At 68.7% G+C, this 19,956-nt stretch carries 23 protein-coding genes; 16 read left to right on the top strand and 7 right to left on the bottom strand.

All coding sequences use genetic code 11. The features are described from left to right. Positions 1-15: 15 nt before the first annotated feature. The gene (locus AVJ23_RS12835) at positions 16-231 is read right to left on the bottom strand and encodes a hypothetical protein (protein ID WP_058862604.1); all 216 of its coding nucleotides are present in this window, start codon (positions 229-231) and stop codon (positions 16-18) included. Positions 232-356: 125 nt separating this feature from the next. On the opposite strand from AVJ23_RS12835, the gene AVJ23_RS12830 reads away from it, so the two are divergent. Beyond that, complete coding sequence (locus AVJ23_RS12830; protein WP_058862603.1) at positions 357-614, top strand: DUF2312 domain-containing protein; 258 nt, start codon at positions 357-359, stop codon at positions 612-614. A 68-nt stretch (positions 615-682) separates the two neighbouring features. Here the strand turns inward: AVJ23_RS12830 and AVJ23_RS12825 are convergent, their stop codons facing one another. Together AVJ23_RS12825 and AVJ23_RS12820 are read right to left on the bottom strand one after the other, a co-directional pair. Then, positions 683-997: a DUF1244 domain-containing protein gene (locus AVJ23_RS12825; protein ID WP_058862602.1), complete on the bottom strand. Its 315-nt coding sequence runs from the start codon at positions 995-997 to the stop codon at positions 683-685. 41 nt (positions 998-1,038) lie between these two features. Then, positions 1,039-1,776: an N-formylglutamate amidohydrolase gene (locus tag AVJ23_RS12820; RefSeq protein ID WP_058862601.1), complete on the bottom strand. Its 738-nt coding sequence runs from the start codon at positions 1,774-1,776 to the stop codon at positions 1,039-1,041. A gap of 174 nt (positions 1,777-1,950) precedes the next feature. On the opposite strand from AVJ23_RS12820, the gene pyk reads away from it, so the two are divergent. From pyk to rplT, 4 genes are all read left to right on the top strand, one after another. Beyond that, positions 1,951-3,396, top strand: coding sequence for a pyruvate kinase (pyk, locus tag AVJ23_RS12815; protein WP_058862600.1), 1,446 nt, complete (start codon positions 1,951-1,953; stop codon positions 3,394-3,396). A 49-nt stretch (positions 3,397-3,445) separates the two neighbouring features. Beyond that, positions 3,446-3,676, top strand: coding sequence for a hypothetical protein (locus AVJ23_RS12810; protein ID WP_240484640.1), 231 nt, complete (start codon positions 3,446-3,448; stop codon positions 3,674-3,676). 123 nt (positions 3,677-3,799) lie between these two features. Continuing rightward, positions 3,800-4,000 (top strand): 50S ribosomal protein L35, encoded by a 201-nt coding sequence (gene rpmI / locus AVJ23_RS12805; protein ID WP_058862599.1) that lies wholly within the window; start codon positions 3,800-3,802, stop codon positions 3,998-4,000. A 15-nt stretch (positions 4,001-4,015) separates the two neighbouring features. Beyond that, on the top strand, positions 4,016-4,381 hold the full coding sequence (rplT, locus tag AVJ23_RS12800; RefSeq protein ID WP_058862598.1) for a 50S ribosomal protein L20: 366 nt from the start codon (positions 4,016-4,018) through the stop codon (positions 4,379-4,381). A 76-nt stretch (positions 4,382-4,457) separates the two neighbouring features. Here rplT and AVJ23_RS12795 read toward each other — a convergent pair whose 3' ends face one another. Beyond that, positions 4,458-5,132 carry an SGNH/GDSL hydrolase family protein gene (locus tag AVJ23_RS12795; protein WP_058862597.1) on the bottom strand — a complete coding sequence of 225 codons (675 nt, stop codon included), beginning with the start codon at positions 5,130-5,132 and terminating at the stop codon, positions 4,458-4,460. A 127-nt stretch (positions 5,133-5,259) separates the two neighbouring features. Between AVJ23_RS12795 and pheS the strand changes: the two genes are divergently transcribed. From pheS to pheT, 4 genes are all read left to right on the top strand, one after another. Further along, positions 5,260-6,330 (top strand): phenylalanine--tRNA ligase subunit alpha, encoded by a 1,071-nt coding sequence (pheS, locus tag AVJ23_RS12790; protein WP_058862596.1) that lies wholly within the window; start codon positions 5,260-5,262, stop codon positions 6,328-6,330. A 103-nt stretch (positions 6,331-6,433) separates the two neighbouring features. Next, positions 6,434-6,832, top strand: a complete 399-nt coding sequence (locus AVJ23_RS12785) for a hypothetical protein (protein ID WP_058862595.1) — start codon at positions 6,434-6,436, stop codon at positions 6,830-6,832. A 76-nt stretch (positions 6,833-6,908) separates the two neighbouring features. Further along, the gene (locus AVJ23_RS12780; RefSeq protein WP_058862594.1) at positions 6,909-7,190 is read left to right on the top strand and encodes a YrhK family protein; all 282 of its coding nucleotides are present in this window, start codon (positions 6,909-6,911) and stop codon (positions 7,188-7,190) included. 81 nt (positions 7,191-7,271) lie between these two features. Then, entirely contained in the window at positions 7,272-9,674 is a 2,403-nt protein-coding gene (gene pheT, locus AVJ23_RS12775) for a phenylalanine--tRNA ligase subunit beta (protein WP_058862593.1), read from the top strand. Positions 9,675-9,823: 149 nt separating this feature from the next. On the opposite strand, the gene AVJ23_RS12770 is transcribed toward pheT, so the two are convergent. Together AVJ23_RS12770 and AVJ23_RS12765 are read right to left on the bottom strand one after the other, a co-directional pair. Continuing rightward, the gene (locus AVJ23_RS12770) at positions 9,824-10,159 is read right to left on the bottom strand and encodes a carboxymuconolactone decarboxylase family protein (protein ID WP_058862592.1); all 336 of its coding nucleotides are present in this window, start codon (positions 10,157-10,159) and stop codon (positions 9,824-9,826) included. A 248-nt stretch (positions 10,160-10,407) separates the two neighbouring features. Continuing rightward, on the bottom strand, positions 10,408-12,093 hold the full coding sequence (locus AVJ23_RS12765; RefSeq protein ID WP_058862591.1) for an acyl-CoA dehydrogenase family protein: 1,686 nt from the start codon (positions 12,091-12,093) through the stop codon (positions 10,408-10,410). Positions 12,094-12,241: 148 nt separating this feature from the next. Here AVJ23_RS12765 and AVJ23_RS12760 point away from each other — a divergent pair, with 148 nt between their 5' ends. Further along, the gene (locus AVJ23_RS12760; protein ID WP_058862590.1) at positions 12,242-13,006 is read left to right on the top strand and encodes a sulfite exporter TauE/SafE family protein; all 765 of its coding nucleotides are present in this window, start codon (positions 12,242-12,244) and stop codon (positions 13,004-13,006) included. Positions 13,007-13,038: 32 nt separating this feature from the next. Here AVJ23_RS12760 and arsB read toward each other — a convergent pair whose 3' ends face one another. Beyond that, complete coding sequence (gene arsB, locus AVJ23_RS12755; RefSeq protein ID WP_058862589.1) at positions 13,039-14,046, bottom strand: ACR3 family arsenite efflux transporter; 1,008 nt, start codon at positions 14,044-14,046, stop codon at positions 13,039-13,041. A gap of 216 nt (positions 14,047-14,262) precedes the next feature. Here arsB and rfbC point away from each other — a divergent pair, with 216 nt between their 5' ends. The 6 genes from rfbC (at position 14,263) to AVJ23_RS12725 (ending at position 19,950) form a co-directional block, all read left to right on the top strand. Next, a complete protein-coding gene (gene rfbC, locus AVJ23_RS12750) occupies positions 14,263-14,826 on the top strand; it encodes a dTDP-4-dehydrorhamnose 3,5-epimerase (RefSeq protein ID WP_058862588.1) in 564 nt (187 codons plus the stop codon). Next, a complete protein-coding gene (rfbB, locus tag AVJ23_RS12745) occupies positions 14,823-15,887 on the top strand; it encodes a dTDP-glucose 4,6-dehydratase (RefSeq protein ID WP_058862587.1) in 1,065 nt (354 codons plus the stop codon). Before rfbC ends, rfbB begins: the two co-directional genes overlap by 4 nt. Next, a complete protein-coding gene (gene rfbD / locus AVJ23_RS12740) occupies positions 15,887-16,738 on the top strand; it encodes a dTDP-4-dehydrorhamnose reductase (protein ID WP_058862586.1) in 852 nt (283 codons plus the stop codon). Before rfbB ends, rfbD begins: the two co-directional genes overlap by 1 nt. Then, the gene (rfbA, locus tag AVJ23_RS12735) at positions 16,735-17,607 is read left to right on the top strand and encodes a glucose-1-phosphate thymidylyltransferase RfbA (protein WP_058862585.1); all 873 of its coding nucleotides are present in this window, start codon (positions 16,735-16,737) and stop codon (positions 17,605-17,607) included. The genes rfbD and rfbA overlap by 4 nt, the downstream gene beginning before the upstream one ends. Before the next feature lie 88 nt (positions 17,608-17,695). Then, positions 17,696-18,370, top strand: coding sequence for a tetratricopeptide repeat protein (locus tag AVJ23_RS12730; RefSeq protein WP_058862584.1), 675 nt, complete (start codon positions 17,696-17,698; stop codon positions 18,368-18,370). Between the two features lie 137 nt (positions 18,371-18,507). Continuing rightward, positions 18,508-19,950 (top strand): alpha/beta hydrolase, encoded by a 1,443-nt coding sequence (locus AVJ23_RS12725; RefSeq protein WP_058862583.1) that lies wholly within the window; start codon positions 18,508-18,510, stop codon positions 19,948-19,950. The last annotated feature ends 6 nt before the right edge of the window (positions 19,951-19,956 follow it).

The following is a 19,956-nucleotide window of genomic DNA, read 5'->3' as shown; positions in this document are numbered from 1 at the left end:
GGCCGGCCTGGCGGCTCAGCCCAGGAAGATGCCCAGGATCACCATCATCAGGCCCAGCACCGAGAACATCAGCGCGCCCATGTTGATCGGCATGACGCGGCGCACCCGGGCGCGCAGCTCCTCGTCGGGCAGCTGCGCGCGGCGCGCCGTCCAGACCTGCCAGATGCACCAGATCAGCCCCGCGAGCCCAGCCACGGACACCGCTGCCCCGCTCCAGATCAGCCATCCCATACACCCTGCTCCCCGCTCGCTTCCGGCGCCCTGCGGGTAAAGCAGAGCCCGCCATGGCGCAACCCCTTGATGGCCGCGCGGGGCTTGGGTAGCTAGAAGCACTCACAGGCAGGAGACCCCCGGATATGCAGGATTCCGCACCCGACAATTACGGCGTCGCCGCGGGCGAGCTGAAGCAGTTCATCGAGCGCGTCGAGCGGCTGGAAGAAGAGAAAAAGGAGATCGCCGAGCAGATCAAGGAGGTGATGGCCGAGGCCAAGGGCCGCGGCTACGACACCAAGGTCATGCGCAAGGTCATCGCCCTGCGCAAGCGCGACGCCGACGACATCGCCGAGGAAGAGGCCGTTCTGGAGATGTACAAGACCGCGCTTGGGATGGGCTGAGCCCGTCGGGCGAGCCTGGGGACGGAGCCGTGTAACGCGCCGCCGTGGGCCGGCGGCGCGCGGCAGCGTCACTGCTTGTCGGTGACGTTTTCCTTGAACGCGGTGTCGAAGGCGGCTTTCTGGTCGGGGCTGGCCTCGGTCTGGTGGGCGGATTTCCACTGGTCGTAGGGCATGCCGTAGAAGACCTCGCGCGCCTCGTCCTTGCCCATCTCGATGCCGCGTTCGGCGGCGGCCTCCTGGTACCAGCGGCTCAGGCAGTTGCGGCAGAACCCGGCGAGGTTCATCAGGTCGATGTTCTGCACGTCCTTGCGGTCTTCCATCAGGTGGCGCTGCAGCCTGCGGAAGGCCGCCGCCTCGAGTTCGGTCCGTGTCGCGTCGTCCATGGGATCCTCCCTTGTCTGGGGCCTGTCGCGGCCCCGGTTGCTCAGTCCGGGACCTGGGCCAGCGCGTGGCGCAGCAAGGGTGCCAGCCGGGCGCCCCAATGCGCCTGCGCCACCTCGGTCCCGATCAGGTCGTTGCGCAGTTCCAGCAGCGTGTTCAACCGCCCGTGATGCAGCGCGTGCCGGTCGATCGCGTCGCCCGGCAGGTGGCCGGGATAGGGCTCGTTGCGCCCCACCACCAGGTCGGGCTCGGCCTCCAGCGCGGCGATCAGCGGGTCGGAGAGGCGCGAGTCCCAGGCGTGGAGCACGCCCACATGCCAGGGTCGCGACGGCCGGCCGCGCAGCTGCCGCGTGAAGGAATGCACCGAGACGATGACCGTGTCCTCGCGCCGGCCGGCCAAGTCCGCCAGCGCATCGTGATAGGGACGGTAATAGGCCTCCAGCCGGCGCGCGCGCTCGGCCGCATCGGCATGGCGGTTCCCCGGGATGACCGAGCCGTCATAGAGCTTCATCAGCAGGGTCGGGTCGTCCTCGCCGCGATTCGGGTCGATCACCAGCCGCGAGAAGTTGGACAGCAGCACCGGCGCCTCCAGCGCCGCGCCAAGCGCCCGCGCCACGCCCGCGGCGCCCACGTCATAGGCGATGTGGCGGCACATGTCGGCCACCGGCAGGCCGAGATCGCCGCCAAGGTCCGGCGGGACCGTGTTGAAGGCATGGTCGCACGTGATCAGAAAACGGCTGTCGCGCGCCGCGCCATCAATGTGGTAGGGGGAATACGTCATCGCCTCGTCATCTCTGCTCGGCTACACATAAGCAAGTTGCGCGGCGAAGGGAAATACGCGATAACGCGAGCGCCGTTAGCGGTAACGCCGCCGGCCGGCGGCTTGTGGCCGCCGCGCTGCCAGAAGAAGGCCGCGACGCCGCCAGAAACCTGCATGTGGCAGGAAGGGACAGACATGAAACGAGACCGCAAAGTCAAGATCGTGGCCACGCTTGGCCCGGCATCCAGCACCTACGAGATGATCCGCGCCCTGCACGAGGCCGGCGCCGATGTGTTCCGGCTGAACATGAGCCATGGCAGCCACGAGGAGATCGAGGCCCGCCACAAGATCATCCGCCAGGTGGAGCGCGACCTCGACAGCCCGATCGCCATCCTCGCCGACCTGCAGGGCCCCAAGCTGCGCGTCGGCACGTTTGCCAACGAGGCCGAAGAGCTGGAATGGGGCGAGCGTTTCCGCCTCGATCTCGACGAGGCGCCCGGCGACAAGACCCGCGTGAACCTGCCCCATCCCGAGATCTTCGCCGCGCTGGAACCCGGTGCGCACCTGCTGGTCAATGACGGCAAGATCCGCCTGCGCGTCGATGATTGCGGCAAGGACCATGCCAACTGCACCGTGGTGACCGGCGGCACGATTTCGAACCGCAAGGGCGTGAACGTGCCCGACGTGGTGCTGCCCGTGGCAGCGCTGTCCGAGAAGGACCGCCGCGATCTGGAATTCGTCTGTGCGCTGGGCGTGGACTGGCTGGCGCTGTCCTTCGTGCAGCGCGCTGCCGATGTCGAGGAGGCGCGCGCGCTCTGCGCCGGCCGCGCCGCGATCATCTCGAAGATCGAGAAACCCTCGGCCGTGAAGGCCTTCGACGAGATCATGGCCGTCTCGGACGGGATCATGGTGGCGCGGGGCGACCTGGGCGTCGAGCTGCCGGTGCAGAACGTGCCGCCGATCCAGAAGCGGCTGGTGCGCAAGTGCCGCGCCGCGGCCAAGCCGGTGATCGTGGCCACGCAGATGCTGGAGAGCATGATCGAGTCGCCCATGCCCACCCGGGCCGAGGTCTCGGACGTGTCGAACGCGATCTACGAGGGGGCCGACGCGATCATGCTGTCGGCGGAATCGGCGGCCGGCGAGTACCCGATCGAGGCGGTCGGCACGATGAACAACGTCGCCATCGAGGTCGAGAGCGACAGCATTTATACCGAGATCATCGAGGCCTCGCGCACCGCGCAGCGCCACACGATCGCCGACGGCATCGTGGCCGCGGCCCGCGAGATCGCTGAGACCACCGACATCAAGGCGATCTGCTGCTTCACCTCCTCGGGGACCACCGCGGCGCTGGTCGCGCGGGAACGCCCGCGGGTGCCGATCATCGCCATGACCAGCCTGCGCGGCGCCGCACGGCGGCTGTCGCTGACCTGGGGCACGCAATGCGTGATGACGGGCGAGCTGGAGCGCTTCAAGCAGGCGGTGGTCAACGCGGCCCGCGCGGCGCGGGCCGAGGGCTATGCCACGACCGACGACCAGATCGTCGTCACCGCCGGCGTGCCCTTCAACGAGCCCGGCACCACCAACATCCTGCGCGTCGCGCCCTGCGACGAGCGTTTGATCTATCGCACCGATCCCGAGTAACCTCGGGGCCGGGCAACAGGACCGGGCAACAGGGCAGGGGGCGCAGAAGGTGAATCTCGATCCGGACGTGTCCCTTGTCATCGGCCTCGTGCTGGCGGTGATGGCCGTGCCCTCGCTGATCTCGGCCTGGGCCGACCGGCGCAGGCCCTGGACGGGCGTCATCGTCGCGCTGATGGCAGCCGCGCTGATCGGCTGGGCCGTCACGCGCAAACCCGGCGGCTACACGCTGGCGCAGGTGCCCGAGGCGATCTATACCGTGATCGCGCGCCTGCTGAACTGAGCGGATTGCGCCTCCCCGCCCGAAAGGGCTTGTCATTCCCGCCCGCCTTTCCTATACGCGCCCCTCAACCGCGCGGCCGGCCCCGGAGGCATGCCGAGTCGCGCCAGAAGACAGGAGCCCGAAATGCCCAAGATGAAGACCAAGTCGAGCGCCAAGAAGCGCTTCAAGGTGAGCGCCACCGGAAAGGTGATCACCGCCCAGGCCGGCAAGCGCCACGGCATGATCAAGCGCCACAAGAAATTCATCCGCAACGCGCGCGGAACCACTGTCATGTCCGAGCCTGACGCCAAGATCGTCAAGCAGTTCATGCCCTACGACCGCTGATAGGAGGATTTACGCATGTCCCGAGTCAAAGGCGGAACCGTCACCCACGCGCGCCACAAGAAGATCACCAAGGCGGCCAAGGGCTATTACGGCCGGCGCAAGAACACCTTCAAGGTGGCGGCGCAGGCGGTCGACAAGGCCAACCAGTACGCCACGCGCGACCGCAAGAACCGCAAGCGCAATTTCCGCGCGCTGTGGATCCAGCGGATCAACGCAGCCGTGCGCAGCCATGACGAATCGCTGACCTATTCGCGCTTCATCAACGGCCTGACGCTGGCCGGCATCGAGGTCGACCGCAAGGTTCTGGCCGATCTCGCCGTGCACGAGCCCGAAGCCTTCGGCGCCATCGTCGAGCAGGCGAAAGGCGCGCTGCCGGCCTGAGCCGCGCAGGCACCACACGGATCCGGAAGGGCGGTCTCTGACAGAGGCCGCCCTTTTTTCATGTCCGGGCTGTGATCTAGCGGGCCGGCGCGAAGCGCTCGGGGTCGACATCGCGCAGATGCGCGGCGACCAGCTGTGCGATCCGGGCCGAGCCGGCGGCCGAGGGGTGGATGCGGTCGCTGGCGAACAGCGACAGGTCCGACGAGGGCAGAACGTCGCCCATGTCGACCAGCGTCACGCCCGGGTCGGCCTCGGCCATGCGGCGCAGCCGGTCCTCCATCTCGTCATAGATCGGCACGCAGGAGGTGCCGGCGTAGCGGGGCGAGGTGTAGTAATCCACCCAGACCACCCGCGAGCCGCGGGCGCGCTGTTCGGCCACCATCTGCGGGATCGCGCCCGAGCGGCCATCCTGCGCGATCAGCCGGTCGAGGATGGCGCGGCTGTTGCCGCCGGTGCAGCCGACGCCCAGGTCGTTGGCGCCGCCGTTCAGCACCACCCAGGGCGCGTCCACCCCCTCCAGCTGGTTGGGGATGTTCAGCGCGCCGCGCCCGTCCATGACCCTCGCCAGTGGCAGCGAGACATCGCCGGCCTGCACCTCCAGCAGCCGCTCCAGCCCGTCGGCGACAGAACCGCCCTGCACCCGGTTCCATGCCATCACCGAATCGCCGGCCACGACGACCGGCGCGTCGCCGGGCACGCCGCGCCCGCAGGCGCTCAGGACAAGGAACAGGACGGGTACGAGCCAGCGCATGGGGGGTCTCCTTTGCACAGGACAAAGGTGGGGCAGGGGCCGCGCCCGACAAGCCCCGTACGCCGGAGCGCTTGCAAACCCGCCGGGGCGCGGCTAACCCGTCGGCGACCAAACTGGAGCCCGGAAAATGGACGATCTGCGCGACAAGTACATCACTGCCATCGCCGAGGCGGCCGACGAGGCGGCGCTGGAGCAGCTGCGCGTGGCGGCCGTGGGCAAGAAGGGCGAGATCAGCCTCAAGATGCGCGAACTGGGCAAGATGACCCCCGAGGAGCGGCAGGTCATGGGCCCAAGGCTCAACGCGCTCAAGGACGAGATCAACGCCGCGCTGGCCGCCCGCAAGACCGCGCTGGCCGATGCCGCGCTGGAAGAGCGGCTCAAGGGCGAGTGGCTGGATGTCACGCTGCCCGCGCGCCCGCGCCGGCAGGGCAGCATCCACCCGGTCAGCCAGGTCTGGGAGGAATGCACCGCGATTTTCGCCGACATGGGCTTTGCCGTGGCCGAGGGCCCGCAGATCGAGGATGACTGGTACAATTTCGATGCGCTGAACATCCCGTCGCACCACCCCGCGCGGGCCGAGATGGACACGTTCTACATGCACCGCGCCGAGGGCGATAACCGCGCCCCGCATGTGCTGCGCACCCATACCTCGCCGGTGCAGATCCGCTCGATGCAGGCGCAGGGCGCGCCGATCCGCATCATCGCGCCGGGCCGGGTCTACCGCGCCGATTACGACCAGACGCACACGCCGATGTTCCACCAGATCGAGGGGCTGGCCATCGACCGCGACATCTCGATGGCGAACCTGAAATGGGTGCTCGAGGAGTTCTTCTCGGTCTTCTTCGGCACCAGCGTCAAGACACGCTTCCGCGCCTCGCATTTCCCCTTCACCGAACCCTCGGCCGAGGTGGACATCCAGTGTTCGTGGCAGGGCGGCCAGGTCAAGGTGGGCGAGGGCGATGACTGGCTCGAGGTGCTGGGCTCGGGCATGGTGCACCCCAAGGTGCTGGAGGCCGGCGGGATCGACCCGAACGAATGGCAGGGCTTTGCCTTCGGCATGGGCATCGACCGGATCGCCATGCTGAAATACGGCATCCCCGACCTGCGCGCCTTCTTCGACAGCGACCTGCGCTGGCTGCGCCATTTCGGCTTCCCCGGCCTCGACGTGCCGACGCTGCACGGCGGGCTGAACCGCTAGGGCCCGGCGCGGGGTCGGGTATTCCGCCACCCGGCCGAATTGGCCGCCCCGCAGGCGCGGGATCCGTGGCAGGCTGTCTTGCATCGCATTTCGGAGACAGCCCATGATTCGCACGCTTTTCCTGGCCGCCCTTCTGGCCACGCCCGCCGCCGCCGACGAGATCTGGACCTCGGATTACGGTCGCATCACCTACGAGGACGAGATCGACGGCGCGGCGCTGTTCGCCTTCCGGCATCCCGGCGGGCAGCGCGCGATGCTCTACATCCCCGGGTTGGCCGGCAATTACGACAACCGCCACACGCATCGCGCCTACTGGTTCGGCGAGGGGCCGGGCTTCTGCGAGATGGCGCTCTCGGCCGGCGGGGCCGCGCCCTCGCGCAACTGGGGGCAGGCGCTGATCAGCTTCGACACGCCGGCCTTCCCGACCTCCTTCACGCTGACCATGGGCGATTGCTTCGATCCGCTGAGCTACAGCCTGCGGGCCGAGACCTGGTCGGAATAGCCGCTGCACCACGGCGGGCACGCAACCGATCGGGCGCTGCGGCGTTGGATCCCCGGATCCACACACCGGAGCGCCCATGTCCCTGTTTCACGCCGAGAACCGCAACAAGTCCCCGCGCGCCAAGCGGGTCTATGCCGCCTTCGAGATCGCGTACACGATCGTCGATTTCATCGCCGCCCTGTGCTTTCTCGCCGGCTCGATCCTGTTCTTCTGGGAGGCCACCAAGACCCCCGGCATCTGGCTCTTCGTGGTGGGCTCGGCCTGTTTCGCGCTCAAGCCCACGCTGCGTCTGGTGCGCGAGCTGAAGCTGGCCGCGATGGGCGATGCCGAGGATCTGGCGGCCCGGCTCGATCCCTGAGCCGCGCCCCGGGCCTTTCCCCCGCCGGGGCAATCGGCTATGCCCCGCGCGAACCGGAATTCCGACGAAGGGCCGCCTGCCATGAAATTCACCCTGTCCTGGCTGAAAGAGCATCTCGACACCAGTGCCGGCGTCGACGAGATCGCCGAGACCCTGACCGACCTCGGCCTCGAGGTGGAAGGCGTCGAGAACCCGGCGGCGCGGCTCTCGGCCTTCACGCTGGCCCGCGTGCGCTCGGCCGAGCAGCACCCCGATGCCGACCGGCTGCGCGTCTGCATGGTCGAGACCGACGAGGGCGACAGGCAGATCGTCTGCGGCGCGCCCAATGCGCGGGAAGGGATCACCGTGGTGCTGGCCAAGCCCGGGGATTACGTGCCCGGCATCGACGTGACCCTGTCGGTGGGCAAGATCCGCGGCGTCGAAAGCCACGGCATGATGGCCTCTGAGCGCGAGCTGGAGCTTTCGGACGAGCATACCGGCATCATCGAGCTGCCCTCGGGCGAGGTCGGGCAGCGCTTCGTCGACTGGCTGGCCGAGAACGACCCCGCCAAGGTCGACCCGGTGATCGAGATCGCCATCACCCCCAACCGGCAGGATGCTCTGGGCGTGCATGGCATCGCCCGCGACCTGGCCGCGCGCGGGCTAGGCACGCTGAAGCCGCTGAAGACTGCGCAGGTCCCCGGCAGCTTCCCCTGTCCGATCAAGGTCGAGATCGACGCCGACACGCAGGGCGAGGGCGGCTGCCATGTCTTTGCCGGCCGCGTGATCCGCGGCGTGACGAACGGGCCCAGCCCGGAATGGCTGCAGCAGCGCCTGCGCGCCATCGGCCTGCGCCCGATCTCGGCGCTGGTGGATGTGACGAACTACTTCACCTTCGACCGCAACCGCCCGCTGCATGTCTTCGACGCGGCCAAGGTGCAGGGCGGGCTGCGCATCCACCGCGCCAAAGAGGGCGACACGCTGGTCGGGCTTGACGAGAAGACCTACAGCTTCTCCGACGGGCAGGTGGTGATCTCGGACGCGGGCGGCGTCGAGTCCATCGGCGGCATCATGGGCGGGCTCGCCACCGGTGCCACGCTCGAGACCACGGATGTCTTCCTCGAGGCCGCCGTCTGGGACCGGATCCAGATCGCCCATACCGGCCGCGCGCTCAAGATCAACTCGGATGCCCGCTACCGCAACGAGCGTGGCATCGACCCGGCCTACAACATGCAGGCCATGGAGGATGCGACGCAGATGATCCTCGATCTCTGCGGTGGCGAGGCCTCCGAGATCGTGGTGGCCGGCGCGGTGCCCGAGGACCGGCGCGCTTACCGGCTGGACCCGGCGCGCGTGGTCTCGCTGGTGGGGATGGAGATCCCCGCCGAGACGCAGCGCGCCACGCTGGAGGCGCTGGGCTTTGTCCTTGAGGGCGACATGGCGCATCCGCCCTCGTGGCGGCCCGACGTGCTGGGCGAGGCGGACCTGGTCGAGGAAGTGGCCCGCATCGCCTCGCTGACCCGGCTGCAGGGCACGCCCCTGCCGCGCGCGCAGGCCGGTGTGCCCCGGCCGATCCTGTCGCCGCTGCAGAAGCGCGAACAGGTGGCCCGCCGCACCGCCGCGGCGCTGGGCTATGACGAATGCGTCACTTACACCTTCATTGACCGGGCCTCGGCCGCGCTGTTCGGTGGGGGCGATGACGCGACGATGCTGGCCAACCCGATCAGTTCCGAGATGAGCCACATGCGCCCCGCGCTGCTGCCCGGCCTGCTGCAGGCCGCCGCCCGCAACCAGGCGCGCGGCCAGATGGACATGGCGCTGTTCGAGCTGGGCCACGCTTTCCACGGCGGCGAGCCGGGCGAGCAGCACCTGCTGCTGTCGGGGCTGCTGGTCGGTCGGACGGGGCCCAAGGACGTGCATGGCGCGCAGCGCCCCGTGGACGTGTTCGACGTCAAGGCCGATGCCGAGGCGCTTCTGGCCGCGATCGGGGCACCCGCCAAGGTGCAGATCCTGCGCGGCGCGCGCGAATGGTGGCATCCGGGCCGGCACGGCATGATCTGCCTCGGCCCCAAGAAGGTGCTGGGCATCTTCGGCGAGCTGCACCCCAAGGTGCTGCGCGAGATGGACGTGAAGGGCCCGGTCATGGGCTTCACCCTCTGGCCGGCCGAGGTGCCGCTGCCGCGCAAGGCCGGTGCCACCCGCCCGGCGCTGGAGCTGCATGACCTGCAACCGGTCGAGCGCGATTTCGCCTTCGTGGTGGATTCGGAGGTCGAGGCGCTGACGCTGGTCAATGCCGCGGCCGGGGCCGACAAGGGCCTGATCGCGGATGTGCGCGTCTTCGACGAGTTCATCGGGGGCAGCCTCGGCGAGGGCAAGAAATCGCTCGCCCTGACCGTCCGCCTTCAGCCCAAGGACAAGACGCTGAAGGAGAAGGAGATCGAGGCCGTCGCCGCGAAGATCGTCGAGAAGGTCACCAAGGCCACCGGTGGCACGCTGCGCGGCTGATCTGGGGCCGGACGGCGCCACCCGGCGCGGGCAAATTTCATGGATGAAATTTGCAAAACTCTTGAGGAAGAGTTTTTGTCGCGCCGGTGGCAATGTCGGGATGTGGGTCGGGCGGGGCGCTGCGTGGTCTGCGGCGCCCGCGCCCCGGATCAGCCCTTGAGCTCGTCGAAACAGGCCAGCGCCTTGGTGCCGTACATCACGCCCGGCCCGCCGCCCATCTCGACACAGACCGCCAGCGTCTCGGCAATCTCGTCGCGCGTGGCGCCCAGCCGCACCAGGGCCTCGACATGGAACAGGATGCAGGGCTCGCAGCGGATCGCCACGGCGATGCCGAGCGCGATCAGCTCTTTCTGCTTGTGATCCAATGCCCCGTCGCCCTTCAGGCTGGTCACGATGGCGCCAAACCCCGTCGCCGTCTCGCCGATCGCGGCGTTGAACTCCCGCACCTTGGGGCGGAAGGTCGATATCGTCTCCTTGTAGCTCATCCGAGCCTCCGTGATGTTGTCTCACGATTTCAAGACCATGGGCGGGAACCGCCGGCCTTGATCCGGATCAGTTGCGGCTGGTGACTTCGGGGCAATGCGGGGCGACAAAAAAGGCGCCCCGCGGGGCGCCTTTGATCCGTTTTTTTGCAGCAGTCTCTTGCGCACGCCATCAGGCGGCGGGCGATGACCTCGGCCTGGATTTCCGCGTGCCGCGGGGAAGGCGTCCACTGGACGTCGTCCGATATCGCCTAGGCCATCAGGCGGCGTGCGATCACCTGTGCCTGGATTTCCGCGGCACCCTCGAAGATGTTCAGGATGCGGGCGTCGCAGAGGATGCGCGACACGGTGTATTCCAGCGCGAAGCCGTTGCCGCCATGGATTTGCAGCGCGTTGTCCGCCGCCGACCAGGCCACGCGGGCGCCCAGCAGCTTGGCCATCCCGGCCTCGAGATCGCAGCGCCGGCCGTGATCCTTTTCCCAGGCCGAGTAATAGGTCAGCTGGCGGGCCACCATGATCTCGACCGCCATCATCGCCAGCTTGCCCGAGACCCGCGGGAAGGCGATCAGGGATTTGCCGAACTGCTTGCGGTCCTGCGCGTAGCGCATGCCGACATCCAGCGCCGATTGCGCCACGCCGATGGCGCGGGCCGCGGTCTGGATGCGCGCCGATTCGAAGGTCTCCATCAGCTGCTTGAAGCCCTTGCCCTCTTCGCCGCCCAACAGGTTCTCGCCCTTCACGTGGAAGCCGTCGAAGCCCAGCTCGTATTCCTTCATGCCGCGATAGCCCAGCACCTCGATCTCGCCGCCGGTCATGCCCTCGGTGGGGAAGGGGTTGGCATCGTCGCCGGGCGTCTTCTCGGCCAGGAACATCGACAGGCCCTTGTAGTCGTCGCTGGACGGGTCGGTGCGGGCCAGCAGCGTCATCACATGGGTACGCGCGGCATGGGTGATCCAGGTCTTGTTGCCGGTCACCTTGTAATCGCCGTTCTCGTCCTTGACCGCCCGGGTGCGCAGGCTGCCGAGATCCGAGCCGGTATTCGGCTCGGTGAAGACCGCCGTGGGCAGCACCTCGCCGCTGGCCAGCTGGGGCAGCCACTTTTCCTTCTGCTCATCCGTGCCGCCGGCGAGGATCAGCTCGGCCGCGATCTCGGAGCGCGTGCCCAGCGAGCCCACGCCGATATAGCCGCGCGACAGTTCCTCGGAGACCACGCACATCGACGCCTTGGACATGCCCAGACCGCCGAGGTTCTCGGGGATGGTCAGGCCGAACACGCCCATCTCGGCCAGTTCCTCGATCACCTCGAGGGGGATCAGCTCGTCCTTGAGGTGCCACTCATGGGCATGCGGTTCGATCCTGTCGACGGCGTAGCGGCGGAACTGCTCGCGGATCATCTCCAGCTCGTCATCCAGCCCGCTGCGGCCCACGGTGATCTCGGCGGCGCGTTCCTGCATCAGTTCGACCAGCCGACTCCGCGCGGCCTGCGTGTTGCCGCCCCGGGTCAGGGTCATCACCGCGTCGGACATCAGCGCGCGCATGTCCTCCTGCGCCAGCCCCATGTCCTGCAGGCGCACGACCTCGCCCTGGTTCATCTGGATGCCGCCATAGATCTGCCAGAGATACTCGCCGAAGGCGATCTGGTGGATCAGCTGCTCGACCTCGCCGAAGGTGCCCTCGGCCTCCAGCCGCTCGGCCCAGGCCTGCATCTGGCGCAGGCTTTCGCGGTAGGTGGCCAGCCAGGCCAGGCCATGCGCGGCGGTCTGGTGGGCCTCGACCAGTGTGCCCGACACGCGGCCATCGGCGCTGACCATCTCGCGCACGCGGGCGCGGGCGGTCTCGAACACGGTCTCCACCGGGTCGAGGCTCTGCCGTGTCAGGCTCAGAAGGTCGGCCAGAAGGGCATCGCCGAGGTTCAGGTCTTGTCCGTCATGGGGCATTCGTCACATCCTCTCTCGCGGTTACCGTTCTCCTAGTCCTTTCGCACGCGCAGCGCAACAAAAATACAAAGGAGCCCGAACCGGTGTTCAATTGTTGCGCAGCCGATTTCGGTACGCAGGTCCCTGTGGCGCATGATATGGCGCGGACATGCTCGAAGTCCTCCCCCCGTTTTCCGGCCCCGTCCTTGCCTTGTGTCTTTGCGTCGCGCTGCTGGCCGGCACGGTCAAGGGCATGGTCGGTTTCGCCATGCCCATGGTGCTGGTTTCGGGCCTCGGAAGCCTGATTTCGCCCGAATGGGCGCTTGCGGGGCTGATTCTGCCCACGCTTGCGACAAATGGCGTGCAGGCGCTGGCGCAGGGCCCGGCGGCCGCTTTGGGCTCGATCCGGCGCTTCCGGGTCTTCCTGTTGGTGGGGATGGCGATGCTGCTGGCCTCGGCGCAGCTGGTCTCGTGGCTGCCGCAGGACGTGCTGCTGCTGATGATCGGCGCCCCGATCTGCCTCTTCGCCGTGCTGCAGCTGCTCGGTTGGCAGCCGCGTCTTGCTGCGGCGCATCGCGGCTGGGAGGTGGGCTGCGCCGCGCTGGCGGGGTTCATCGGCGGCTTCTCGGGGGTCTGGGGGCCGCCCACCGTGGCCTACCTGACCGCGCTCGGCACCGAGAAGAGCGAGCAGATGCGCGTGCAGGGCGTCATCTACGGGCTGGGCGCCGTGGCGCTGACCGTCGCGCATATGGGCTCGGGCGTGCTCAACCGAGAGACGGTCTGGCTGTCGGTGATGCTGCTGCCGCCGGCCTTCCTTGGCATGTGGCTGGGCGGACTTGTGCGGGCGCGAATCGACCAGGCCGCGTTCCGGCGCGCCACGCTGCTGGTGCTGCTGATCGCCGGGCTGAACCTGCTGCGCCGCGCGCTGGTCTGAGCGGGCCGGGGGGCGTCCCCCGGCCCGGGTCTTCAGGCAAAGCGGGCCCGGGTGCGGTTCGCCAGCGCCACCAGCGACAGCATCACCGGCACCTCGACCAGCACGCCCACCACGGTGGCCAGTGCCGCGCCCGAGTTCAGCCCGAAGAGCGAGATCGCCACGGCCACGGCCAGCTCGAAGAAGTTCGACGTGCCGATCAGCGCGCAGGGTGCCGCGATCCGGTGCGGCACCTTCAGCGCCCAAGCGGCGGCATAGGCGAGCGCGAAGATGCCGTAGCTCTGGATCAGGATCGGCACGGCGATCAGCACGATGACAAGCGGCCGGTCGAGAATCACCTCGCCCTGCAGTGCGAAGAGGATCACCACCGTGGCGATCAGCCCGACGATCGAGACCGGCTTGATCCGACCCTGAAAGGCCTCGATCCGCGCGGGATCGCGCAGCCGGGCCCGGGTCCAGAGGCCAGCGGCCAGCGGCAGCGCCACGAAGAGCACGGCCGACAGGACCAGCGTCTGCCACGGCACCGCGATGTCGGTCACGCCCAGCAGAAAGGCCACGATGGGCGCATAGGCCACCACCAGCACGAGGTCGTTCACCGAGACCTGCAACAGCGTGTAGGTCTCGTCGCCGCGGGTCAGATGCGACCAGACAAAGACCATGGCGGTGCAGGGGGCCGCGCCCAGCAGGATCAGCCCGGCAATGTACTGGCTGGCCTCTTCGGGTTGCAGCAGCGGCGCGAAGATCCCCTCGAAGAACAGCACCCCCAGCGCGGCCATGGTGAAAGGCTTGATCAGCCAGTTCACCACCAGCGTGATGGCCAACCCCTTGGGCTGCCGGGCCACGTCCTTCAGCGATTTCGGGTCCACGCCCACCATCATCGGGTAGACCATGGCCCAGATCAGCACCGCCACCACGAGGTTCACGCTGGCGACCTCGGCGCCCGCGATCAGTCCCACCAGCCCCGGCGCCACCAGTCCCAGCCCGATCCCGCCGGCCATGGCCAGCGCGACCCAGACGCTCAGATACCGCTCGAACACACCCATGTCGCTTCTCCGTCCTGTTGCATCGGCGCCTTACGCCCGGGCCCGGGGCAAGGCAACCGCAGGCCGCCATGCACGGGGCGAATGCCTGCACGCCCCTGCGCGGCCGTCCGGCGCGTCGGCGCAACACCTCGGGCGCATCGGGCAAAACCCCGTTTCCCCCGGCGGCACGATCCGCTAAGCCCGGTGCCGGGGGCATTTGCAACGACGGGACGTGATGTGCAGATAGTCCAGACCGACCTTCCCGGTGTCCTGATCCTGACGCCCCGGCGCTTCGGCGACGCGCGCGGCTTCTTCAGCGAAAGCTGGAACAAGGCGCGCATGGCCGAACACGGGCTGCATTACGATTTCGTGCAGGACAACCACTCGCTCAGCGAGACCGAGAACACCGTGCGCGGCCTGCATTTCCAGAGCCCGCCGCACGCGCAGGCCAAGCTGGTCCGCTGCGGGCGCGGGCGGCTCTTCGACGTGGCGGTCGACATCCGCACGGGCTCGCCCACCTATGGCCGCTGGGTCGGGGTGGAGCTGAGCTTCGAGAACGGCCGCCAGCTGCTGATCCCCGAGGGGTTCCTGCACGGCTTTGCCACGCGAGAACCGATGACCGAGATCCTCTACAAGTGCACCGACACCTACGCGCCCGAGTGTGACGGCGCGGTGCGCTTCGACGATCCCGATATCGGCATCGACTGGGGGCTGACCGGCCCGCCGGTCCTGTCCGACAAGGACGCCGCCGCGCCCGCGCTGGCCGCGTTCGACAGCCCCTTTGCCTGGGAGGCCGCATGAAGCTTCTTGTCACCGGCGGCGCCGGGTTCATCGGCTCGGCCGTGGTGCGGCTGGCCGTCGCGCGCGGGCACGAGGTGGTCAATCTGGATGCGCTGACCTATGCCGCCTGCCTCAACAACGTGGCCTCGGTGGCCGACAATCCGCTCTACACGTTCGAACATGCCGATATCCGCGACCGCGCCGCGCTGGACCGGATCCTCGGCCAGCATCGCCCCGACGTGATCCTGCACCTGGCTGCCGAAAGCCACGTGGACCGGTCGATCGACGGGCCGGGCACCTTCATCGACACCAATGTCACCGGCACCTACACGCTTCTGGAGGCCGCGCGCGCCTACTGGGTGACCGAGGGGCGGCCCGAGCGCTTCCGCTTCCACCATGTCTCGACCGACGAGGTGTTCGGCTCGCTGCCCGCCGACCCTGCGGTGAAGTTCACCGAGGACACGCCCTATGATCCGCGCTCGCCCTATTCGGCCTCCAAGGCGTCTTCGGATCATCTGGTGCGCGCCTGGCACGAGACTTACGGCCTGCCGGTGGTGCTGACCAACTGTTCCAACAATTACGGCCCCTACCACTTCCCCGAAAAGCTGATCCCCGTGGTCATCCTGAACGCGCTGGCGGGCAAGCCCCTGCCGATCTATGGGCAGGGCGAGAACATCCGGGACTGGCTTTACGTCGAGGATCACGCCGATGCGCTGCTGCTGGTGGCCGCGCAGGGGCAGGTGGGGCGCAGCTACAATATCGGGGGCGAGAACGAGCGCAGCAATCTCGACCTCGTGCGCACGCTCTGCGGCATCCTCGACCGGTTGGCCCCGCGTGCCGAGGGGCCTTATGCCGATCTCATCACCTTCGTGACCGACCGGCCCGGCCATGATGCGCGCTATGCCATCGACCCGACGCGGATCCGCACGGAACTGGGCTGGCGCCCTTCCGTTACCGTGGAGGAAGGGCTGGAGCGGACCGCGCGCTGGTACCTGGACAACGCGCCCTGGTGGCGCGCGCTCCAGGCCCGGGATGGGGTCGGCCAGCGCCTGGGCACCGCCCCGCTGGAAAGGAGCACGTGATGAAGGCCTTGATCTTCGGCACCACCGGGCAGGTCGCCCGCGAACTCGATCGCCGCACGCCTCACGGGGTGCAGGCGATCCGGCTGGGCCGGGACGAGGCCGACCTGACGGATCCCGAGACCTGCGTCAGCATGATCGGCCAGACCGCGCCGGACGTGGTGATCAACGCCGCCGCCTACACGGCCGTGGACCGGGCCGAGGCGGAAGAGCCGCTGGCCACCACGATCAACGGCACCACGCCGGGCGCCATGGCGCGGTCCTGTGCCGACCGGGGCATCCCCTTCCTGCATGTCTCGACCGATTACGTCTTCGACGGCTCGGGCGACACGCCCTGGGCCCCGGACGCACCCACCGGGCCGCTCAACGCCTATGGCCGCTCCAAGCTGGCCGGAGAGGAGGCGATCCGCGCCGCCGGTGGACCCCACGCGATCCTGCGCACCTCATGGGTGGTCTCGGCGCACGGATCCAACTTCGTCCGGACGATGCTGCGCCTTTCCGAGAGCCGCGAAGAGTTGCGCATCGTGGATGACCAGGTGGGCGGGCCGACCCCGGCCGCCGACATCGCCCGCGCGCTCTGGACCATGGCGCAGGCGATGGTCGCGGGGCAGGGCGGCGGCACCTATCATTTCGCGGGCCAGCCCGCCGTCAGCTGGGCCGGTTTCGCGGAAGAGATCCTTGCCCGGGCGGGGCGCGCCGTGACCGTGACCCAGATCCCAACGGCCGAGTATCCCACGCCGGCGGCGCGACCGCTCAATTCCCGACTGGATTGCGCCAAACTGACGGCCGATTTCGGAATTACCCCTTCGGACTGGAAGGCGGGCCTCGCCGACATTCTGAAGGACCTTTCATGACGCGACGCAAGGGCATCATCCTCGCCGGCGGCTCGGGCACGCGGCTCTGGCCGATCACCATGGGCGTGTCGAAACAGCTGCTGCCGGTCTATGACAAGCCGATGATCTACTACCCGCTTTCGGTGCTGATGCTGACGGGGATCCGCGAGATCTGCGTCATCACCACGCCGCAGGACCAGGAGCAGTTCCAGCGCACGCTGGGGGACGGGGCGCAGTGGGGGCTGTCGCTGGATTACGTCGTGCAACCCTCGCCCGACGGGCTGGCCCAGGCCTACCTGCTGGCCGAGGCCTTCCTGGCCGGCGCACCCTCGGCCATGGTGCTGGGCGACAACATCTTCTTCGGCCACGGCCTGCCCGAGCAGCTGCAGGCGGCCGATGCCCAAGAGACGGGCGGCACGGTCTTCGGCTACCGCGTCGCGGACCCCGAGCGCTACGGCGTGGTCGATTTCGCCCCTGACGGCACGGTGCGCCACATCGTCGAGAAGCCGCTGGTCGCGCCCTCGCCCTATGCCGTGACCGGGCTCTACTTCCTCGACGGCAGCGCACCCGAGCGCGCCCGCTCCGTCACGCCCTCTGCCCGGGGCGAGCTGGAGATCACCTCGCTGCTGGAAAGCTACCTGGCGGATGGCGCGTTTAACGTGCGCCAGATGGGGCGGGGCTATGCCTGGCTCGACACCGGGACGCATGGCTCGCTGCTCGATGCGGGCAATTTCGTGCGCACCCTGTCCGAGCGGCAGGGCCAGCAGGTCGGCTGCCCCGAAGAGATCGCCTTCGACCAGGGCTGGATCGACCGCGAGGCGCTGCTGGCGCGGGCCGAGATGTTCCACAAGACGGATTACGGAGCCTACCTGCGGCGCATCGCGGGCTGAGCGCGCGGGGTAGGGATATGCCGACCGGTGCCGCGCGTGGCATCGTGCTAGGCTTGGCGCATGACCCGTTCTCCGACAGGTGGCCACCATGCGCATTGATCCCCGGATACTGCCCGCCCTCGTCCTGCTGGCCGCGCTGGCGGGTCTGCCCCCGGCACGCGCCGAGACCGTGGCCGCCGCCCGTGCCGCGCAGCAGCGCGGCGATCATGCCGCCGCGATCGCGATCCTGGAACCGCTCGCCGCCGCCGGGGACAGCGCCGCGCTGGTTGCGCTGGGCCGGGCGCATTTCTTCGGCGACGGTGTCGGGAAGGACCGGGCCCGCGCAGCCGCGCTCTACCGTGCCGCGGCTGATCAGGGCGACCCCGAGGGGATGGCGCGGCTGGGTCAGCTGTATTTCCACGGCTTCGGCGTCGAGAAGAACCAGGCGCGGGCCGTCGAACTCTACCGCCAGTCGGCCGTGACGGGCCATATCCTCGGCCAGATCAGCCTCGCTTGGGCGCTGGAGAACGGCAAGGGCGCCCCGCAGGACCTTGTCACCGCCATGACCTGGTACGAGATCGCCGCCGCCGCGGGCAGCAAGGATGCCGAGATCCAGAAGACCCATCTCGAACGCGACCTGACCCCGGCACAGCTCACCCAAGCCCGCACCCGCGCCGCAGCATGGACGCCCACGGAGCAGCAGCGCCGAGTTATCCGGCCTAAGGGCGCCGGGCCGGTGCCGTACGCCGGACGTCGCTTGAGTCAAGCTATGCTCGAATCCTGAAATGCTGTTGCACCATCTGCGGGTCGCAGAGAGGCGCGCTTGTTGCGAGAGGGCTGCCGGACATTCGCGAAATGTGACCTATCCTCTGGGGTGACATTCACGCCCTCAACCACCGCTACTGGACACTCGACACAGGCATGCCCCTGAGACCTGTCATCGCCGCGCTCATGATCCTGCTGTCGCTCGCCGTGCTGGAGGTGGCGCGGCACGGGGTAGAGATCACGCGCTTCGACGTGGGGCAGACGCCCGTCACTGCCTATCAGCGCGCCGACGCGGACGGGCCGGTGGTGGTGATGGCGCACGGGTTCGCGGGCTCGCAGCAGATGATGCAGGGTTATGCGCTGCCGCTGGCCCGGGCGGGCTATCGCGTGCATGTTTTCGATTTCCTCGGCCATGGGCGCCACCCCGTGCCCATGTCGGGCGATGTCACGGCGGAGGATGGCACGACGCAGCTGCTGGTCGCGCAGGTGGGGCAGGTGATCGACGCGGTCGCGACCGGAGAGGGTCCCGTGGCGCTGCTGGGGCATTCCATGGCGACCGATGTGCTGGTCCGTGTGGCCGCGGCGCGGTCGGATATCGGACCGCTGGTGCTGCTCTCGGCCTTCTCGCGCGAGATCACCGCAGAGGCGCCCGCGGACCTGCTGATCGTCACCGGCGCTTGGGAGCCGGGCCTGCGCGACTTCGCCGTCGAGACACTGCGCATGCGCGACCCCGAGACGGAGGCCGGCGAAACCGTCGCTCAAGGCGACGACATCCGGCGCGCCGTCATCGCGCCCTATTCCGAGCATGTCTCGATCCTGCACAGCCGCGTGGGCCGACAGGCAGCGCTGGATTGGCTGAACCACGTCTTCGGGCGCAGCACCGAGACCGCGATGCGTCCGACCGGCTGGGCCATCCTTGGGCTCCTGGCGGGGCTGGTGCTGTCCTTTCGGCCGCTGAGCCGCCTGCTGCCGGAGAACCCGCTGCCCGCGGGCCGTCTCACCCGCGGGCAGGTCGCCTTGGCAGTGGCCGCGCCGACCCTGCTGGCCCCGCTGGTGGCCGCCCCGCTGGAGATCGCGGTCTTGCCGGTCCTTGTTGCCGACTACCTGGCGCTGCACATGGCGCTGTTCGGGGCGGTGCAGCTGGCTGTGCTGCGCGCCTGCGGTGTGTCCCTTGGCAGGCTGTCATGGCCGGCGCTGGGGCTTCTTCTGCTGGCCTGCGCGGTTTTCGGTTTCTCGCTCGATCGCCACGCGGCGAATTTCTGGCCCACGCCCGAGCGGCTCTGGATCATCGCGGCCGTGGCGCTCGGCGCGGTGCCCTGCATGCTGGCCGACGCGACTCTGACGCTGCGGCTGTCGGCGGTGGGGCGGCTGCTGGCCCGGGCGGGTTTCCTCGCCTCGCTCGGCATTGCCGTGGCGCTGGATTTCGAGGGGCTGTTCTTCCTGATCATGATCGCCCCGGTCCTCGTGCTGTTCTACCTCGTCTTCGGCACGATGGGCCGCCACGCCGCCCGCCGCACCGGCCCTTTGGCCCCGGGCCTTGCCCTGGGGCTGGTGTTGGCCTGGGCGCTGGGTGTGAGCTTTCCGTTGTTTCAGGCTTGATGAAGG

The organism is Pseudoponticoccus marisrubri, assembly GCF_001482405.1.
GTDB classification, from domain to species: Bacteria; Pseudomonadota; Alphaproteobacteria; order Rhodobacterales; family Rhodobacteraceae; genus Pseudoponticoccus; species Pseudoponticoccus marisrubri.
The sequence above is the reverse complement of the archived record's forward strand: the minus strand, read 5'-3'. Positions and strand labels throughout refer to the sequence as shown.

What these genes read in the sequence shown, in the direction of transcription:
- AVJ23_RS12835 (WP_058862604.1), bottom strand. Translation starts at nt 231, where the DNA reads ATGGGATGGCTGATCTGGAGCGGGGCAGCGGTGTCCGTGGCTGGGCTC.
- AVJ23_RS12830 (WP_058862603.1), top strand. Translation starts at nt 357, where the DNA reads ATGCAGGATTCCGCACCCGACAATTACGGCGTCGCCGCGGGCGAGCTG.
- AVJ23_RS12825 (WP_058862602.1), bottom strand. Translation starts at nt 997, where the DNA reads ATGGACGACGCGACACGGACCGAACTCGAGGCGGCGGCCTTCCGCAGG.
- AVJ23_RS12820 (WP_058862601.1), bottom strand. Translation starts at nt 1,776, where the DNA reads ATGACGTATTCCCCCTACCACATTGATGGCGCGGCGCGCGACAGCCGT.
- pyk (WP_058862600.1), top strand. Translation starts at nt 1,951, where the DNA reads ATGAAACGAGACCGCAAAGTCAAGATCGTGGCCACGCTTGGCCCGGCA.
- rpmI (WP_058862599.1), top strand. Translation starts at nt 3,800, where the DNA reads ATGCCCAAGATGAAGACCAAGTCGAGCGCCAAGAAGCGCTTCAAGGTG.
- rplT (WP_058862598.1), top strand. Translation starts at nt 4,016, where the DNA reads ATGTCCCGAGTCAAAGGCGGAACCGTCACCCACGCGCGCCACAAGAAG.
- AVJ23_RS12795 (WP_058862597.1), bottom strand. Translation starts at nt 5,132, where the DNA reads ATGCGCTGGCTCGTACCCGTCCTGTTCCTTGTCCTGAGCGCCTGCGGG.
- pheS (WP_058862596.1), top strand. Translation starts at nt 5,260, where the DNA reads ATGGACGATCTGCGCGACAAGTACATCACTGCCATCGCCGAGGCGGCC.
- AVJ23_RS12785 (WP_058862595.1), top strand. Translation starts at nt 6,434, where the DNA reads ATGATTCGCACGCTTTTCCTGGCCGCCCTTCTGGCCACGCCCGCCGCC.
- AVJ23_RS12780 (WP_058862594.1), top strand. Translation starts at nt 6,909, where the DNA reads ATGTCCCTGTTTCACGCCGAGAACCGCAACAAGTCCCCGCGCGCCAAG.
- pheT (WP_058862593.1), top strand. Translation starts at nt 7,272, where the DNA reads ATGAAATTCACCCTGTCCTGGCTGAAAGAGCATCTCGACACCAGTGCC.
- AVJ23_RS12770 (WP_058862592.1), bottom strand. Translation starts at nt 10,159, where the DNA reads ATGAGCTACAAGGAGACGATATCGACCTTCCGCCCCAAGGTGCGGGAG.
- AVJ23_RS12765 (WP_058862591.1), bottom strand. Translation starts at nt 12,093, where the DNA reads ATGCCCCATGACGGACAAGACCTGAACCTCGGCGATGCCCTTCTGGCC.
- AVJ23_RS12760 (WP_058862590.1), top strand. Translation starts at nt 12,242, where the DNA reads ATGCTCGAAGTCCTCCCCCCGTTTTCCGGCCCCGTCCTTGCCTTGTGT.
- arsB (WP_058862589.1), bottom strand. Translation starts at nt 14,046, where the DNA reads ATGGGTGTGTTCGAGCGGTATCTGAGCGTCTGGGTCGCGCTGGCCATG.
- rfbB (WP_058862587.1), top strand. Translation starts at nt 14,823, where the DNA reads ATGAAGCTTCTTGTCACCGGCGGCGCCGGGTTCATCGGCTCGGCCGTG.
- rfbD (WP_058862586.1), top strand. Translation starts at nt 15,887, where the DNA reads ATGAAGGCCTTGATCTTCGGCACCACCGGGCAGGTCGCCCGCGAACTC.
- rfbA (WP_058862585.1), top strand. Translation starts at nt 16,735, where the DNA reads ATGACGCGACGCAAGGGCATCATCCTCGCCGGCGGCTCGGGCACGCGG.
- AVJ23_RS12730 (WP_058862584.1), top strand. Translation starts at nt 17,696, where the DNA reads ATGCGCATTGATCCCCGGATACTGCCCGCCCTCGTCCTGCTGGCCGCG.
- AVJ23_RS12725 (WP_058862583.1), top strand. Translation starts at nt 18,508, where the DNA reads ATGCCCCTGAGACCTGTCATCGCCGCGCTCATGATCCTGCTGTCGCTC.